The 14,893-nt window shown below is 46.7% G+C and carries 14 protein-coding genes; 12 read left to right on the top strand and 2 right to left on the bottom strand.

Annotation, left to right across the window (positions count from 1 at the left end):
- Nucleotides 1–142: 142 nt before the first annotated feature.
- Both LSG37_RS12955 and LSG37_RS12950 read left to right on the top strand, forming a co-directional pair.
- Nucleotides 143–1,177, top strand: coding sequence for a serine hydrolase domain-containing protein (locus tag LSG37_RS12955; protein ID WP_233080276.1), 1,035 nt, complete (start codon nucleotides 143–145; stop codon nucleotides 1,175–1,177).
- A 9-nt stretch (nucleotides 1,178–1,186) separates the two neighbouring features.
- Nucleotides 1,187–2,230 (top strand): alpha/beta fold hydrolase, encoded by a 1,044-nt coding sequence (locus LSG37_RS12950; protein ID WP_233080275.1) that lies wholly within the window; start codon nucleotides 1,187–1,189, stop codon nucleotides 2,228–2,230.
- A 75-nt stretch (nucleotides 2,231–2,305) separates the two neighbouring features.
- Here LSG37_RS12950 and rne read toward each other — a convergent pair whose 3' ends face one another.
- Nucleotides 2,306–5,497 (bottom strand): ribonuclease E, encoded by a 3,192-nt coding sequence (gene rne / locus LSG37_RS12945; RefSeq protein WP_233080274.1) that lies wholly within the window; start codon nucleotides 5,495–5,497, stop codon nucleotides 2,306–2,308.
- Nucleotides 5,498–6,113: 616 nt separating this feature from the next.
- Between rne and rluC the strand changes: the two genes are divergently transcribed.
- A complete protein-coding gene (gene rluC / locus LSG37_RS12940) occupies nucleotides 6,114–7,073 on the top strand; it encodes a 23S rRNA pseudouridine(955/2504/2580) synthase RluC (protein WP_233080273.1) in 960 nt (319 codons plus the stop codon).
- Complete coding sequence (locus LSG37_RS12935; RefSeq protein ID WP_233080272.1) at nucleotides 7,073–7,720, top strand: HAD family hydrolase; 648 nt, start codon at nucleotides 7,073–7,075, stop codon at nucleotides 7,718–7,720. Before rluC ends, LSG37_RS12935 begins: the two co-directional genes overlap by 1 nt.
- Nucleotides 7,721–7,788: 68 nt before the next feature.
- On the opposite strand, the gene LSG37_RS12930 is transcribed toward LSG37_RS12935, so the two are convergent.
- A complete protein-coding gene (locus LSG37_RS12930) occupies nucleotides 7,789–8,382 on the bottom strand; it encodes a Maf family protein (protein ID WP_233080271.1) in 594 nt (197 codons plus the stop codon).
- Nucleotides 8,383–8,522: 140 nt separating this feature from the next.
- On the opposite strand from LSG37_RS12930, the gene yceD reads away from it, so the two are divergent.
- The 8 genes from yceD (at nucleotide 8,523) to fabF (ending at nucleotide 14,759) form a co-directional block, all read left to right on the top strand.
- Nucleotides 8,523–9,050, top strand: coding sequence for a 23S rRNA accumulation protein YceD (gene yceD, locus LSG37_RS12925; RefSeq protein WP_233080270.1), 528 nt, complete (start codon nucleotides 8,523–8,525; stop codon nucleotides 9,048–9,050).
- Nucleotides 9,051–9,069: 19 nt separating this feature from the next.
- Nucleotides 9,070–9,237 carry a 50S ribosomal protein L32 gene (rpmF, locus tag LSG37_RS12920; protein WP_008898943.1) on the top strand — a complete coding sequence of 56 codons (168 nt, stop codon included), beginning with the start codon at nucleotides 9,070–9,072 and terminating at the stop codon, nucleotides 9,235–9,237.
- Between the two features lie 6 nt (nucleotides 9,238–9,243).
- The gene (plsX, locus tag LSG37_RS12915) at nucleotides 9,244–10,284 is read left to right on the top strand and encodes a phosphate acyltransferase PlsX (protein ID WP_233080269.1); all 1,041 of its coding nucleotides are present in this window, start codon (nucleotides 9,244–9,246) and stop codon (nucleotides 10,282–10,284) included.
- A 6-nt stretch (nucleotides 10,285–10,290) separates the two neighbouring features.
- A complete protein-coding gene (locus LSG37_RS12910; protein ID WP_233080268.1) occupies nucleotides 10,291–11,250 on the top strand; it encodes a beta-ketoacyl-ACP synthase III in 960 nt (319 codons plus the stop codon).
- A 30-nt stretch (nucleotides 11,251–11,280) separates the two neighbouring features.
- Nucleotides 11,281–12,216 carry an ACP S-malonyltransferase gene (gene fabD / locus LSG37_RS12905; RefSeq protein ID WP_233080267.1) on the top strand — a complete coding sequence of 312 codons (936 nt, stop codon included), beginning with the start codon at nucleotides 11,281–11,283 and terminating at the stop codon, nucleotides 12,214–12,216.
- Between the two features lie 14 nt (nucleotides 12,217–12,230).
- Nucleotides 12,231–12,980 (top strand): 3-oxoacyl-ACP reductase FabG, encoded by a 750-nt coding sequence (gene fabG / locus LSG37_RS12900; protein WP_233080266.1) that lies wholly within the window; start codon nucleotides 12,231–12,233, stop codon nucleotides 12,978–12,980.
- A 183-nt stretch (nucleotides 12,981–13,163) separates the two neighbouring features.
- Nucleotides 13,164–13,400 carry an acyl carrier protein gene (acpP, locus tag LSG37_RS12895; RefSeq protein WP_008898948.1) on the top strand — a complete coding sequence of 79 codons (237 nt, stop codon included), beginning with the start codon at nucleotides 13,164–13,166 and terminating at the stop codon, nucleotides 13,398–13,400.
- 120 nt (nucleotides 13,401–13,520) lie between these two features.
- Complete coding sequence (fabF, locus tag LSG37_RS12890; RefSeq protein ID WP_233080265.1) at nucleotides 13,521–14,759, top strand: beta-ketoacyl-ACP synthase II; 1,239 nt, start codon at nucleotides 13,521–13,523, stop codon at nucleotides 14,757–14,759.
- The last annotated feature ends 134 nt before the right edge of the window (nucleotides 14,760–14,893 follow it).

The following is a 14,893-nucleotide window of genomic DNA, read 5'->3' as shown; positions in this document are numbered from 1 at the left end:
TAAATCAAAGAAACAGCTCAGATGACTGTTGGTATGTCACAGTAAAAAGTAAATAACGATATGCTGCTGGTTACAAAGATAGCAGCAGAGGTTAGACTTGGGCCTTATTTTAAGACTGGTTTTTTAATGGGTTCAGTCACTTATGTTCAAATTTTGCTATTTGCCTTTTTTAGTTTTTTCAGGCTATACAGCGGCCACTGAATCGACGTCGTCTGACATAGATTTTGGTATTTTATCCGCTCAAATCCAGCAGAAAGTTGCAGGCCGACCTGCTTTTCAGGGGACCGCTTTGTTAATGCGTGGCAACGAAGTGCTGTGGCAGTATCAGCAGGGGCGCTTTACTCAACAACATGCACAACAGCTTGTGCAAGGTCAGTCTTTTGATCAACACAGCGTATTTTTTGTTGGCTCTATCAGCAAAACTTTGGCTGCAGTGTTGGTAATGCAGCAGGCACAGAAGGGGACTCTGGATTTGCAGGCGCCGGTAAAACGCTACTTGCCTGAACTGAAGCAACCATGGGCTGCGTCAGTGCGCGTTGCTGATTTGTTGAATCACAGTTCTGGTCTGATAGATCTCAATACCCAGAGCAACTATGGCGAGTTCCGTTATAACAATTTAAATTTTCAGCTGTTGGGGCAAATTCTGACGGCTGTCACAAAGCGCCCTTATGCTGAGCTGGCAACAGAATTACTGCAGCAATGCCAGATGCACAGGTCTGGTTTTGCTGACAAGGCTGATAAGGTAAGTCAGGGCTGGCATGAAGATCAGGGCCAACTAAAAGCCATTACAGCTTCTATGCCGGTTGCTGCAGAGCCTAGCGGTGGCCTGATAGCATCTGCCGCTGATGTTGCAATGTTACCTTTGTGTATGCAACAACAGCTGACAAAAACCAGTCTGCAGCAAATGACAACACCTCAGTTGTTGCGTCAGCATCGTTGGGGTGAGGTGTATTACGGTTATGGGGTGCAAATCACACAAACTGCAGCAGGTGTTGAATGGAGCCACGGTGGCTATATTCCGGGTTATGTCTCGGTATTTAACTATTTTCCCCAACATCAACTGAGCTTGGTGGTCGTGGAAAATCAATCGCTGGATCCGGCAGATTTCGACAGAGCTGCTTATTATCATGACAAGTTAAGGTCTTCAGTCATTCAGATACTGAGCCAGAGTCACTAAGGAAAAGGGATGAAATTTTATTATTCATTGATCGCCACAGCGCTGGTATGCGGAGCAATGACAGCTGACGTACAAGCCGTGGATAATTTTGCCACACTGTATCAGCAGCAAGTCCAACCCTTTTGGCAGACTGTAACACCACAACAGCTGAAGTTGTCTGATGGCACTGGCTTGCATTATGTATTGATTAGACCGGAACAGGTGAAAGCTACTGTGGTTGTAGTGAATGGCCGTACTGAATCTTATCTGAAGTATCAGGAACTGGCTTATAACCTGACTGAACATGGTTATCAGGTGCTGATGTTTGATCACAGAGGACAGGGTCTGTCGACTCGTTTAACCGACAATCCATACAAAGGTCATGTCGATGATTTTCAGCACTATATTGATGATATGCATCAGCTCATTAGCCGCGTTGTGTTGGCGGATAAAGCGCAAGCTGATCAAAAGCTACCTATGTATCTGATAGGCCACTCCATGGGGGGCGCTATCAGCACTTTGTATTTGCAGCAGCACCCGCAAGTGTTTCAAAAAGCGGCTTTGTCGGCACCTATGCATGGTATTAATGGCAAACTGGCTTATGACGAATGGGATGCCTGTCGTCTGGCATCAACAGTGACATTGTTTTCCACTGAAGGTTACGCCGGTTTTGCTGACAAGCCTTATGTCGCAGGCTCTTTTGAGGGCAATGAACTGACAGGCTCAAAACAGCGTTATCAGTGGATGCAAAGCTTGTATCAGGATAATCCACAACTGCAGTTAGGTGGTGCCACCTGGGGTTGGTTGGATCAGGCCTGCTCGGTGTTACCTCTAATGCAGCAGCAAGCCAATAAGATCAAAATTCCAGTACTGGTGATGCAGGCAGAACTCGACAGCCTGGTGTCAGCACATGCACAACAAGAGTTTTGCACTGCATTGGCGGAAAACCCAGATTCAGGTTGTGTCGGTGGTTTGCAAGTGATTAAAGGCGCTAAACACGAACTCTTGTTTGAGCAAGATGCAATTCGCCAGCAGGTGCTGGACAAGGTGCTAGTGCATTTTGCATCAGAGTAAAAACGTTTATAGGCTCAGGATAAAGCAAACAAAAAGGCCACCTTGCGGTGGCCTCTTTTTTGGTTTTAAACCAGCTTATTCAGCTGAACCAGGTTTTGTCATAGGAGCAACACTCATCTGACGGGCAGAGGCTGAACCACCAGGACGTTCTGAGCTGATGACCAGAGGTCGTTCACTGTTATCCATACCAGCGGTTTGAGCCGTAGCCTGAACTGTAGCCGGAGCTTCAGCTTCTACTACTGGTTTAGTCATATCTGCAGTCACCATTTTGGCGTATCTGTTACCAGCAACAACAGGAGCCTTCACTTCAGCTACGACCTTTTTCACAGGCGCTTTGCGTGTTTTGGCTTTTGGTGCTTCTTCCGTCACAGTTTCAGCAGCAACTGGCGCGGCTTCAACGACCGGAGCTGGTTCAACAGCAACTGGCGCAGCTTCAACCACTGGTGCTGGTTCAGCAGCAACTGGAGCAGCTTCAACTACTGGCGCTGGTTCAGCAGCAACTGGTGCAGCTTCAACCACTGGTGTTGGTTCAACAGCAACTGGTGCAACTTCAACCACTGGTGTTGGTTCAACAGCAACTGGTGCAACTTCAACGACCGGAGCTGGTTCAGCAGCAACTGGTGCAGCTTCAACGACCGGAGCTGGTTCAGCAGCAACTGGTGCAGCTTCAACAACAGCAGTTTCTGTTACTGTTTCAGTAATTGGCAGATCCAATTGTTGTTCAGTGCTTACTGTAGCGTCCTGATCTTCAGGGTAACGGGCAGCTAAAGCTTCTTCAGCTTCCTGGTCCTGTTGCTCTTTTTTACGTTTCTGACCAGCAGCACGTAAATGACGAGGAGAACGGCGGCTGCGGCTGCGACCTTCCGCAGCTTCTTTTTCCGCATCAGTGCTTTCTGCATCTGTTGTGTCTGCAGTTACAGTTTCAGCTGATTCAGTTTCAATAACATCGGCCGGAACAGCGACTTGAGTTTCTGCAACAGCTTCTTTTACTGGCGCTGCTACGGCAATTTCTGCCACAGCTGTGTCGATGGCAACAGGTGCAACTACTGGGGTTTCAACCACAGGAGAGGCGACTACTGCTGCTTCAACTACAGTTGTTGCTGCAACTGCTGCAACGCCTTCTTTTTCATGACGCACAGACTTGCGCATCTGACGGCGTTGACGGCGCTCAACAATTTTAGTGCTGTGCTCTTCATCGTTTTCTACGGCTTTAACCGGAGCTGGACGTTCTGATACAGGTTTTTTCTGCTCCGGACGTTCAGTACGTTCTGGTCTTTCGGCGCGCTCTGGTCGCTCAGTTCGTTCTGTGCGCTCTCCACGTTCCGGGCGTTCACCACGTTCCTGACGAGGTTTATCCTGTCTTGGCGCTCGTTGTTCCGTATTACGTTCAGTAGTGCGCTCAGCTTTCGCTGGAGTAGCGTTGTCGTCTTTTGCAACTTTTTCATCCCCTTCCTGACGGCGGCGATTTTTGTTGTTACGACGTCTGTTGTTATCACGGTTATTCGTGCGGCGTGGCGCTTCTTCTACTTTTTTCTCTGGAGCAGGTGCTGCAGCGAATAAAGATTTAAACCAACCTACGACAGAATCAACCAAGCCTGGGCCAGCATCTTTCACTTCAGTCACTTCAACTTTACGAGCTGCAGCAGCAGGTGCGGCAGCAGCAGAGGCAGAAGCTTCAGCCATATTAATGGCCGATACGGCAGGCTTTTCTTTGACGTTTTCGCCGATAGGGTGATAGACAGCACTGCCGATAGCAGGAGCTTTCACCATGTTGTAGCTGGACTCTTCAATCTCTTCGTCGATACGGATGCGCGTCACTTCATAGTTTGGCGTTTCCATATGTTCGTTAGGAATGATGTAAATCCGGATACCGTGACGGCTTTCAATACGGCGTACTGAATCACGTTTTTCATTCATCAGGTAAGTGGCAACAGAGACCGGCACCTGAGCGTGAATTTGACTGGTGTTGTCTTTAATCGCTTCTTCTTCGATTAAACGTAAAATCGACAGAGCGGAAGACTCAGTGCTGCGAATAGTGCCGCGGCCATGACAACGTGGACAAACGTGAGTTGCAGATTCGCCCAGTGATGGACGTAAACGCTGACGTGACATTTCCAGTAAACCAAAACGTGAAATGCGGCCAATCTGCACGCGGGCACGGTCTTGTTTTACGGCGTCTTTTAAGCGGTTTTCTACTTCACGTTGATGGCGCACTGGCGTCATATCGATGAAGTCGATCACAATCAAACCACCTAAGTCACGTAAACGTAACTGACGGGCAATTTCATCTGCGGCTTCTAAGTTGGTATTAAAGGCTGTTTCTTCGATGTCACCGCCTTTCGTTGCTTTTGACGAGTTGATGTCAATGGCAGTTAAGGCTTCAGTGCTATCGATGACGATAGAGCCACCAGAAGGTAAACGCACTTCACGACGGAAAGCGGATTCAATCTGAGTTTCAATCTGGAAGTGCATAAACAGCGGCACTTCGCCCTGATACATTTTGACGCGGTGGGCAAAATCAGGACGGAACTGTTGAATATAGACTTTGGCTTCTTCGAAAATACGTGGGTTGTCGATCAGTATTTCACCGACATCACGGCGCAGGTAATCACGAATAGCACGGAATACCACATTGCTTTCCTGATGGATCAGAAATGGAGCAGGGCGGTTTTGGGCTTCGTGAGTAATAGCAGACCAGTGCTTTAACAAGGCTTTTAAGTCGTAATCCAGCTCTTCGTGAGATTTACCTACACCAGCTGTACGAACTATTAAACCCATGCCGTCTGGCAGTTGTAATTGATCCAGCGAGTCTTTTAAGTCCTGACGCTCGTCACCTTCAATACGACGGGAAATACCACCGGCACGAGGATTGTTAGGCATCAGTACTAAATAAGAACCAGCTAAAGAGATGAATGTGGTTAAGGCTGCGCCTTTTTGGCCACGTTCTTCTTTATCAATCTGGATAATAACTTCCTGACCTTCTTTGACCACTTCTTTAATGTTTGGGCGACCGTCAAAGGTATAACCGGCAGGGAAATATTCGCGGGAGATTTCTTTCAGAGGTAAAAAGCCATGGCGTTCAGAGCCATAATCAACAAAAGCAGCTTCCAGACTGGGTTCAACCCGGGTGATTTTTCCTTTGTAGATATTCGCTTTTTTCTGTTCGTGTCCTGGGCTTTCGATATCCAGGTCGTATAATTTTTGTCCATCGACTAGAGCTACGCGGATTTCTTCTTCCTGCGTGGCATTAATTAACATTCTTTTCATTGTTTTGTGACTCTATTACATAGGCCACAACGCAACGACATCCTGCGTCCGCGTTTCAGATGGTCAAACATATCAATGCTGCAGTCTCTCGACTGGGAATGCTTGAGCTAACTCATTTTATACCTTTGCAGTTTGAAGCTACTTCGGGCTGGCTGCATTTGCTCTGCCTTTATCTGAGGGATCTTAGTCCGTCATGGCTCGCGTGCTTATCGCCTTACTCTAACTTAAAGCTGTTCGGGTATATTTGGTGCCGCCTTGTCAGGGCCGCACTTAAATGTTTTTTGCTGTGATCTGACACAGAGATCGCGCGATACCGCGCTGCGTTGTCGCAATTTTTTTTTGCCTAAGTGACTGGAAGCTGTGTTTTGTCTCTGTCAGTAATAAATTACGCAGCATTACCTCAGACAAATAGCGTTATTCTCGCCCGCAGAGTATAAATACGTTGGTTTTCCCAACGAATTCGGTATGATCTGCCTCCCGAACGGTGCCTCACATTTTCTCTTACGTCACTTTGAGCGCCCTAATTGCCATTTTTGGCATAATTAGCTCGGTAATTATCCCACTAATTAGCGAACAATAGCAACTTAATTTAAGCTTAGCAGAGTAACTGAAACGCATGACTGAAAATATCAAAACTCCGGTGCAATATATTGATGTAGAAGAAGATTATTCCGGTCAACGCATAGATAACTTCTTAATGGCACGGCTGAAGAGCGTACCAAAGAGTGTGATTTACAGGGTTTTGCGCAAAGGTGAAGTGCGGGTTAATAAAAAAAGAATAAAACCTGAATACAAACTGCAAGCCGGTGATCAGGTGCGGGTGCCGCCACTTGTGGTTCATGACGAGCCGGAAAAAGAGCCGGTGTCGATTGGTCTTGCTATGGTGAAAAACCTCGAAAGCCATATTATTTTTGAAGACAACGACTTAATAGTTTTAAACAAACCTACAGGTATGGCTGTGCATGGTGGCAGCGGATTATCTTTTGGTGTGATTGAAGCATTACGCGCTTTACGCCCAACGGCTCGTCATCTGGAATTGGTGCATCGTTTAGATCGTGATACTTCGGGTTGTTTACTGATCGCGAAAAAACGCTCTGTGCTGACCAATCTGCATGAACAGCTGCGCTTAAAAACAGTAGAGAAAAAATACTGGGCTTTAGTGGCGGGGCAGTGGGACAGCAAAATCAAAAAAGTCACAGATCCGCTGCGCAAAAACACCTTACAAAGTGGTGAGCGTGTGGTGAGAGTGGACGAAGCTTTAGGTAAGCCTTCAGAAACCCGCTTTAAAATTCTGCAGCGTTACGAAGAAGGCACCTTAGTGGAAGCTTTCCCTGTGACTGGTCGTACTCACCAAATTCGGGTGCATACCGCTTGTAAAGGTCATGCCATTGCCTGTGATGATAAATACGGTGATAACGAATTTACCTCACAAATGCAGAAACTGGGTTTAAACCGTTTGTATTTACATGCCAAAACTTTGTCTTTTACCCACCCGGGCACAGGTGAGACCTTAACTTGTGAAGCGCCTTTGGATAAAGCATTAAGCAGCGTGCTGGAAAAGCTGAAGAGAAAATAATGAGTTCGGATATCGCTTTAGTCGTATTTGATTGGGATGGCACTGTGATGGACTCAGTGGGCCGCATTGTTTCCTCGATGCGCTCTGCTGCAGAGCTGTCTGGTTTAGTGGTGCCAACTGAACATCAGGTGAAACAAATTATTGGTCTGAGCCTGGACCCTGTGTTTGATATTTTATTCCCTGGTATCAATGGCACACAGCGTCAGACTGTGTTTGAACATTACCGAGACCAGTATTTATCGCATGAGCATCCGCCGACCCCTTTATTCGAAGGTGCTGAGCAGGTGATGCAGGAGCTGAAACAACAAGGTGTTTTATTGGCGGTGGCGACAGGCAAAGCACGTAAAGGCTTAAAGCGGATGTTTGAAGAAACCGGATTAGAGCCATACTTCACCACCAGTCGCTGCGCCGATGAAGCCGAATCCAAACCCAGCCCTGATATGCTGAAGCAAATTCTGGCCGAACTTAAGTTACCCGCTCACCGCGCTATTATGGTGGGGGACACTATTCACGACATGGCTATGGCGCAAGCTATTGAGATGCCACGAATAGGAGTTACTCATGGTGTGCACGGCAGGGAAGAGCTAAGCCGTTATCAGCCCAAAGCTATTATTGATTCGCTGCCAGAGTTATTAACAGCGCTCTGATTTCTGTTTATAGCAAATTGTAGGGGCGGGTCTTGTACCCGCCCGTCTATTGATACCGCGGACTCAAATCAAGGTTGGGTCAGCAAATCCCTGCCTTCATTCCTCAGCATCTCAAGCAAACGAATAAGCGGCAGGCCAATTAAGCTGTTAGGGTCGTCGCCTTCAAGCTTTTCAAACAAACTAATGCCCAAACCTTCACTCTTAAAACTACCGGCACAGTTCAGCGGTTGCTCTCTCTCTATATAGCTAAGAATTTCGGCGTCTGTTAATTCACGAAAATGCACTTTAAAAGGCTCAACACAAAGCTGATGTTGTTTTGTTTGGGCGTTGACCAGAGCCAGGCCTGTTAAAAAGGTGACACAATGGCCGCTGAAGCTTTTTAACTGTTTATAGGCATTTTCAGCGGTATGAGGTTTACCGAGGATTTGACCGTTAAACACAGCCACCTGATCAGAACCTATGACTAAGCCTTCAGTCAGACTATTGGCCACAGCTTGTGCTTTTAATACGGCTAAGCGGCTGACCAGTTGTTCCGGTGTTTCTGCTGGCAGAGCAGTTTCATCCACTTCGGGTTTTGCGGTAGAAAAGTTCGGTGTAAGTTTTTCCAATAAAGCCTTGCGATACACTGAGGTAGAGGCTAAAACCAGTACTTTAGTTGACATAAAACAACTCCCTTGGGACAATGCGCCGCACTATAACGCCAGAACAGCCGTCAGAACAGCGGTTTAGGCGGGAATAATTAACAAAAAAGAGGCAGGAATCCTTTGACAGCTTTAGCCTCGATCTATATGATGCGCGCCTTATGCAAAAGGTAAAAATTCCAATTACCCTTGATCCAACCCGAGCTGCGCAGAAACGTGCAACCTTTGATGGTATAGTTCCTCTGGTTACTTTAACCAGATTAACTGACTCGTTAGTAAGTTCTGAGGGTGATGTAGACGTAGTAGTAAATTGCGGAACTGATGAACAGGGTTTGGTCTTCATTGAAGCTCAGGCTCGTTGTCAGGTACAAGTGAAGTGTGAACGCTGTAGCGAACACATGAGCATGGAACTGAACACCAGTTTTGCATACACTCCGATAAGGAGTGACAAAGATTCGGCTCATGACGATATTCCAGAGCGCTACGAAGTGGTCGAAAAAAACGAACACGGCGAAGTTAACTTGAGGCAATTGGTTGAGGACGAATTAATTCTGGCTTTACCCTTGTTTCCGATGCACGATGAAGGATCTTGTGATCCAGCCAAAGTGCAGATGAGCTGGGGAGTAATAGAACCAGAACCAGAAAAACCGAACCCATTTGCAATATTGCAAGAATTGAAGAAAAAATAGTTTTTTTAGGAGAAAGGCAATGGCTGTACAGCAAAACAAAAAATCTCGTGCAAGACGTGACATGCGTCGTTCTCATGATGCGTTGACTGGGCCAACGCTGTCTGTAGACGCAACTTCAGGTGAGACGCACCGTCGTCACCACATCACTGAAGATGGTTACTACAAAGGTCGTAAAGTAATTAAGTAAGGTTGGATGCACTCGTTGCAACCACTACGACTTAAAATAGCTTTAGACATGATGGGGGGCGACCATGGCCCCCAATCAACTATTCCTGCAGCAATAGAAGCGCTGTGCGAATTTCCCCATGTAGATCTAGTCCTCTGCGGCGATTCTGAAATACTTACCCATGAATTGGAACAAGCTGGTTATTTAAACCATCCTCAGCTTTCTGTTCAGCATGCTTCCCAAACTGTTCTGATGACCGACAAACCTTCTGTGGCTTTGCGCAACAAGCGCCAGTCGTCGATGCGTATTGCTCTGGATTTAGTCGAACAAAACAAAGTGGCTGCTTGTGTCAGTGCCGGTAATACCGGGGCTTTGATTGCTATGGCACATTTTGTTTTAAAGATGCTGAACGGCGTTGAACGTCCTGCTTTAATAAGTAGCCTGCCTTCTACTGTTGGCAGCCCAGTCTTTATGCTGGATTTAGGCGCTACGGTGAATTGCGATTCAGACACCTTGTTCCAGTTTGCCGTGATGGGCGCTGTAATGGCCGAAGAGGTGGAAGGCATAGTCAAACCCAAAGTGGCTTTGCTGAACATGGGCGAAGAAGAAATCAAAGGTTCGGATCAAATCAAGCGAACCTCCTTACTCTTATCCGAATGTGCGGATATCAATTACATTGGCTATATCGAAGGCAATGACATTTTTTCCGGCAAAGCTGACGTCATAGTTTGTGATGGCTTTGTTGGCAATGTGGCGCTGAAAACCTGTGAAGGTGTAGCGAAACTCATCTTAAAACGCTTAGAAACTGCACTGAAAAACTCCATGTCTGCTCAACTTTTCGGCTGGTTAATCAAACCTTTCCTGAAAAGTATGGCTTTAGGCGTGAACCCCGACCAGTATAACGGGGCAAGTCTGATAGGATTGCGCGGAATTGTAGTGAAGAGTCATGGAAATGCGACAAAAGAAGCATTTCTTAGTGCCATCCGTCAGGCCGTGCGCGAGGTTGAACGCCAGGTGCCGGTGAAGATCAAAGACAGGCTGGAACACGTATTAATTGACAAAGCGTAGGGCCCAATGTATTCACGCATTATTGGAACCGGAAGTTACTTTCCGTCTCAGGTCAGAACCAATGCTGATCTCGAAACCATGGTTGAAACCACAGACGAGTGGATCATCGAACGTACTGGTATCAAAGAACGCCGCATTATAGGCGACAATGAAACTGTTGCTACTATGGGTGCTCAGGCTGCACTCAAAGCTATTGAAGCAGCAGGCATCGAAAAAAATTCCATCGATATGATAGTACTGGCCACCACCAGTGCTTCCCGTGCTTTACCAAGCGCAGCCTGCGAAGTGCAGCGTGAACTGGATATTCCGGGCATTCCGGCTTTTGATGTTGCAGCAGCCTGTGCAGGCTTCTGCTACGCCTTAAGTATTGCTGACCAGTATGTAAAAAGTGGTATGGCAAAACGAGTGTTGGTGATTGGTGCAGATTGTTTATCGCGTTTAATGAGCCCTGAAGATCGCAGCATGGTGATTTTATTTGGTGACGCTGCAGGCGCTGTTATTTTAGAAGCCTCTGAACAGCCGGGTATTTTATCTACTCATATTCATGCTGACGGTAAACATTCCGAATTATTGTATGTCGACAACCCTATCCGTGGTGTTGAAGCATCAGTGCACAGTTCGTGGGGCGCGATGAAAGGCAACGAAGTATTTAAAGTTGCAGTCACTCGTTTATCTGAAGTGGTCGAGCAAACCCTTGCTGCCAACAACATGGATAAATCACAAATTGACTGGTTAGTGCCACATCAGGCCAACCTGCGCATTATCTCTGCTGTGGCACGTAAACTGGATATGTCGATGGATCAGGTGGTGATCAACCTCGACAGATACGGCAATACCTCAGCAGCGACAGTGCCTACAGCCTTAGATGAAGCTGTGCGTGATGGCCGTATTCAGCGTGGACAAACTATATTGCTCGAAGCATTTGGCAGCGGTTTTGCCTGGGCTTCTGCTTTAATACGTTATTAACGATAGTACGAGAATATTGCGAGAAAAATGATGAACAACAAACTTGCATTGGTATTTCCAGGACAGGGTTCACAAAGCGTTGGTATGTTAGCCGAACTTCATGCTGAATTCGCTACAGTGCGTGACACCTTCGCTGAAGCCTCAGCAGCTTTAGGTTATGACTTATGGGCATTAGTCGCCAATGGTCCTGATACCGCATTAAACGAAACGCACCGCACTCAGCCAGCTTTATTAACAACTTCTGTTGCTGTATATCGTGTATGGCTGGAGCAGGGCGGTGCAACACCTGCTTATTTAGCGGGTCACTCTTTAGGTGAATACTCCGCTTTAGTTTGTGCTGGCGTATTGACCTTGTCTGACGCCGTCAAGCTGGTGGAAAAACGTGGTCAGTATATGCAACTGGCTGTGCCTGCCGGTACTGGCGCTATGTCAGCCATTATTGGTCTGGACGATGCACTGATTGCCAAAGCCTGCGAAGAAGCAGCGCAAGGTCAAGTGGTGTCTCCTGTCAATTTTAACTCACCTGGTCAGGTGGTGATTGCCGGTAATAAAGCTGCTGTTGAACGTGCCAATGAACTTTGTAAAGCCGCTGGTGCCAAACGTGCACTGCCTTTACCTGTATCTGTGCCGTCACACTGCGCTTTAATGAAGCCTGCAGCAGATAAACTGGCAGATGATTTAAACAGTATTTCGTTTCATACAGCTGTCATACCTGTAGTGAACAATGTGGACGTTGTTGCGGCAGCTGATGCCGCTGCAATCAAAGATGCATTGGTTCGTCAGTTGTATAGTCCGGTGCGCTGGACAGAAAGTATCGAATTTTTAGCTGCACAAGGCGTGGACACAGTAATTGAACTGGGTGCAGGCAAGGTATTAAGTGGCTTAATTAAACGTATTAATAAAGAGCTGAACACTGCTTCAGTGACAGATGTAGCGTCGTTAAAAGACGCTTTAGCTGCAGAATAAAAGGCTTACATAGAATGACGACTCCATTTATTTCGTTAGAAGGTCAGGTGGCTTTAGTCACAGGCGCAAGCCGTGGTATTGGTCGCGCTATTGCTGAACAATTAGCCGCTTTAGGCGCTAAAGTGGTTGGAACTGCAACAACTGAATCAGGTGCAGCAGCTATTTCCGCTTATTTAGGTGACAAAGGTTTAGGCCTGGTGTTAAATGTCGGCGATACAGCTTCTATTGAGCAGTGTTTAGAGACGATTAAAACTCAGTTTGGTGATATTGATATTCTGGTGAACAACGCTGGTATTACCCGCGATAACCTGTTGATGCGCATGAAAGAAGAAGAATGGTTCGACATCATGCAAACCAATTTGACATCAGTGTACCGTTTAAGTAAAGCTGTGCTGCGTAGCATGATGAAAAAGCGTCACGGCCGGATCATCAGCATAGGTTCAGTGGTTGGTTCTATGGGCAATGCGGGTCAGACCAACTATGCTGCAGCGAAAGCGGGCGTGTTAGGTTTCACCAAGTCATTAGCCAGAGAAGTTGCCTCCCGTGGTATCACGGTGAACGCTGTTGCACCTGGTTTTATCGACACCGATATGACCAAAGAATTGTCAGAAGAGCAAAAAGAAGCAATTTTCAGCCAGGTCCCAGCGAATCGTCTGGGCCAGCCGGAAGAAATAGCAGCCGCTGTAGCCTTTTTGGCTTCAGGTCCGGCAGCCTATATTACGGGTGAAACCATCCATATCAACGGTGGTATGTATATGGTGTAAGCTTTTGCCAGTGTGCCTGAAGTAGCAGTCAATAAAACTGCGGTTTCAGGAACTAAGGCAAATGGTTTGACCAGCAGGAAAAGACTTAGTCGTTACTTGCAACAAATCAGGCTTACGCATAAACTAGCCGCCACACAAAATTGCACCAATTGTTGCGATTTACATGAGAAAAAGGAAGAAAAGATGAGCAACATCGAAGAACGCGTTAAAAAAATTATCATCGAGCAGTTAGGCGTTAAAGAAGAAGAAGTGAAGCACGAATCTTCTTTCGTTGACGATTTAGGCGCTGACTCTCTGGACACAGTAGAATTAGTTATGGCTCTGGAAGAAGAATTCGATACAGAGATCCCAGACGAAGAAGCTGAAAAAATTACAACGGTACAGTCTGCTATCGACTATATCAAGGCCCACGCTGAGTAAGCGTTGAGCTGACAAAACGGGTAGCCTCTGCTACCCGTTTTTGTTTCTGAAGCTGTCTGCTACGTACTCAATGCAGGAGCAGATCAGCAATAAAGAATAAATTAGACTGCGGAGGATTCTGTGGCAAAACGTCGAGTGGTTGTGACGGGCTTAGGTATGCTAACGCCCCTGGGGAACGATGTAACGTCGACCTGGCAGGCTTTATTACAAGGTCAAAGTGGAATAGCGCTGTTTGATCATATTGATCCAGAGGCTTACACCACCAAATTTGCAGGTTTAGTTAAAAATTTTGACGTCGAACAGTTTTTCCCGGCCAAAGAAGCCAAAAAAATGGATTTATTTATCCAGTACGGTGTAGCTGCCGGTGTGCAGGCTTTTAAAGATTCCGGACTGGAAATTAACGAAGAAAACGCCGAGCGTATTGGTGTTGCTGTAGGTTCAGGTATTGGTGGTTTAGGTTTAATTGAAGAAAACCACACCAAATTACTGAACAGCGGCCCACGTCGTTTGTCGCCGTTTTTTGTGCCTTCTACCATTATCAACATGATTTCAGGTCATTTATCCATCATGTTAGGTCTGCAAGGTCCAAATATCAGTATAGTGACTGCCTGTACTACAGGTGTGCATAACATTGGTCAGGCCGCCCGTATGATTGCGTACGGTGATGCGGACGCGATGATTGCTGGTGGTGCAGAAAAAGCTTCTACAACTTTAGGTATGGGTGGCTTCGGTGCAGCCCGTGCTTTATCAACCCGTAACGACGCGCCACAACAAGCAAGTCGTCCATGGGACAAAGACCGTGACGGTTTTGTATTAGGCGACGGAGCTGGTGTTGTCGTATTGGAAGAGTACGAACATGCCAAAGCTCGTGGCGCTAAGATTTACGCTGAACTGGTAGGTTTTGGTATGAGTGGCGATGCCTATCATATGACTTCACCACCGGAAAACGGTCGTGGCGCTGCTTTGGCAATGAAAAATGCCTTACGTGATGCCGGTGTAAACGCCGAACAGGTGCAGTATATCAATGCGCACGGCACGTCCACGCCAGCAGGTGATATCGCTGAAACTATGGCGATTAAATCTATTTTTGGTGCTAAACCAGAAGGATTAATGGTCAGTTCCAGCAAGTCGATGATGGGGCACTTATTGGGTGCTGCGGGTTCTGTTGAATCTATCATCACGATTTTGTCGCTGATCGACCAGAAAGTCTCTCCAACCATCAACCTGGATAACCCGGATGAAGGTTGTGACTTAGACTACGTACCGCACACGGCCCGCGATGCCAAAATGGAATACGCTTTATGTAATTCCTTTGGTTTTGGTGGTACTAACGGTTCTATTCTGTTTAAGAAAATCTAAAACTTTGGGGTCAGAGCTTTAGCTCTGACCCCAATATCGATTTTTTGCTCCAAACTTCCTCGGTTATATCGATTTTGAGTCTGAGACAAGACTCGGCCCCTAGATTCCCAAAGTCACTGATTTCAGGCATACTT

The organism is Rheinheimera soli, from assembly GCF_021290985.1.
In the GTDB taxonomy this organism is placed as follows: Bacteria; Pseudomonadota; Gammaproteobacteria; order Enterobacterales; family Alteromonadaceae; genus Pararheinheimera; species Pararheinheimera soli.
Note: the sequence above shows the minus strand (reverse complement) of the source record. Positions and strands in the feature narration are given on the sequence as shown.

Coding starts and splice junctions, on each gene's coding strand:
- LSG37_RS12955 (WP_233080276.1), top strand. CDS start 143: ATGTTCAAATTTTGCTATTTGCCTTTTTTAGTTTTTTCAGGCTATACA.
- LSG37_RS12950 (WP_233080275.1), top strand. CDS start 1,187: ATGAAATTTTATTATTCATTGATCGCCACAGCGCTGGTATGCGGAGCA.
- rne (WP_233080274.1), bottom strand. CDS start 5,497: ATGAAAAGAATGTTAATTAATGCCACGCAGGAAGAAGAAATCCGCGTA.
- rluC (WP_233080273.1), top strand. CDS start 6,114: ATGACTGAAAATATCAAAACTCCGGTGCAATATATTGATGTAGAAGAA.
- LSG37_RS12935 (WP_233080272.1), top strand. CDS start 7,073: ATGAGTTCGGATATCGCTTTAGTCGTATTTGATTGGGATGGCACTGTG.
- LSG37_RS12930 (WP_233080271.1), bottom strand. CDS start 8,382: ATGTCAACTAAAGTACTGGTTTTAGCCTCTACCTCAGTGTATCGCAAG.
- yceD (WP_233080270.1), top strand. CDS start 8,523: ATGCAAAAGGTAAAAATTCCAATTACCCTTGATCCAACCCGAGCTGCG.
- rpmF (WP_008898943.1), top strand. CDS start 9,070: ATGGCTGTACAGCAAAACAAAAAATCTCGTGCAAGACGTGACATGCGT.
- plsX (WP_233080269.1), top strand. CDS start 9,244: ATGCACTCGTTGCAACCACTACGACTTAAAATAGCTTTAGACATGATG.
- LSG37_RS12910 (WP_233080268.1), top strand. CDS start 10,291: ATGTATTCACGCATTATTGGAACCGGAAGTTACTTTCCGTCTCAGGTC.
- fabD (WP_233080267.1), top strand. CDS start 11,281: ATGAACAACAAACTTGCATTGGTATTTCCAGGACAGGGTTCACAAAGC.
- fabG (WP_233080266.1), top strand. CDS start 12,231: ATGACGACTCCATTTATTTCGTTAGAAGGTCAGGTGGCTTTAGTCACA.
- acpP (WP_008898948.1), top strand. CDS start 13,164: ATGAGCAACATCGAAGAACGCGTTAAAAAAATTATCATCGAGCAGTTA.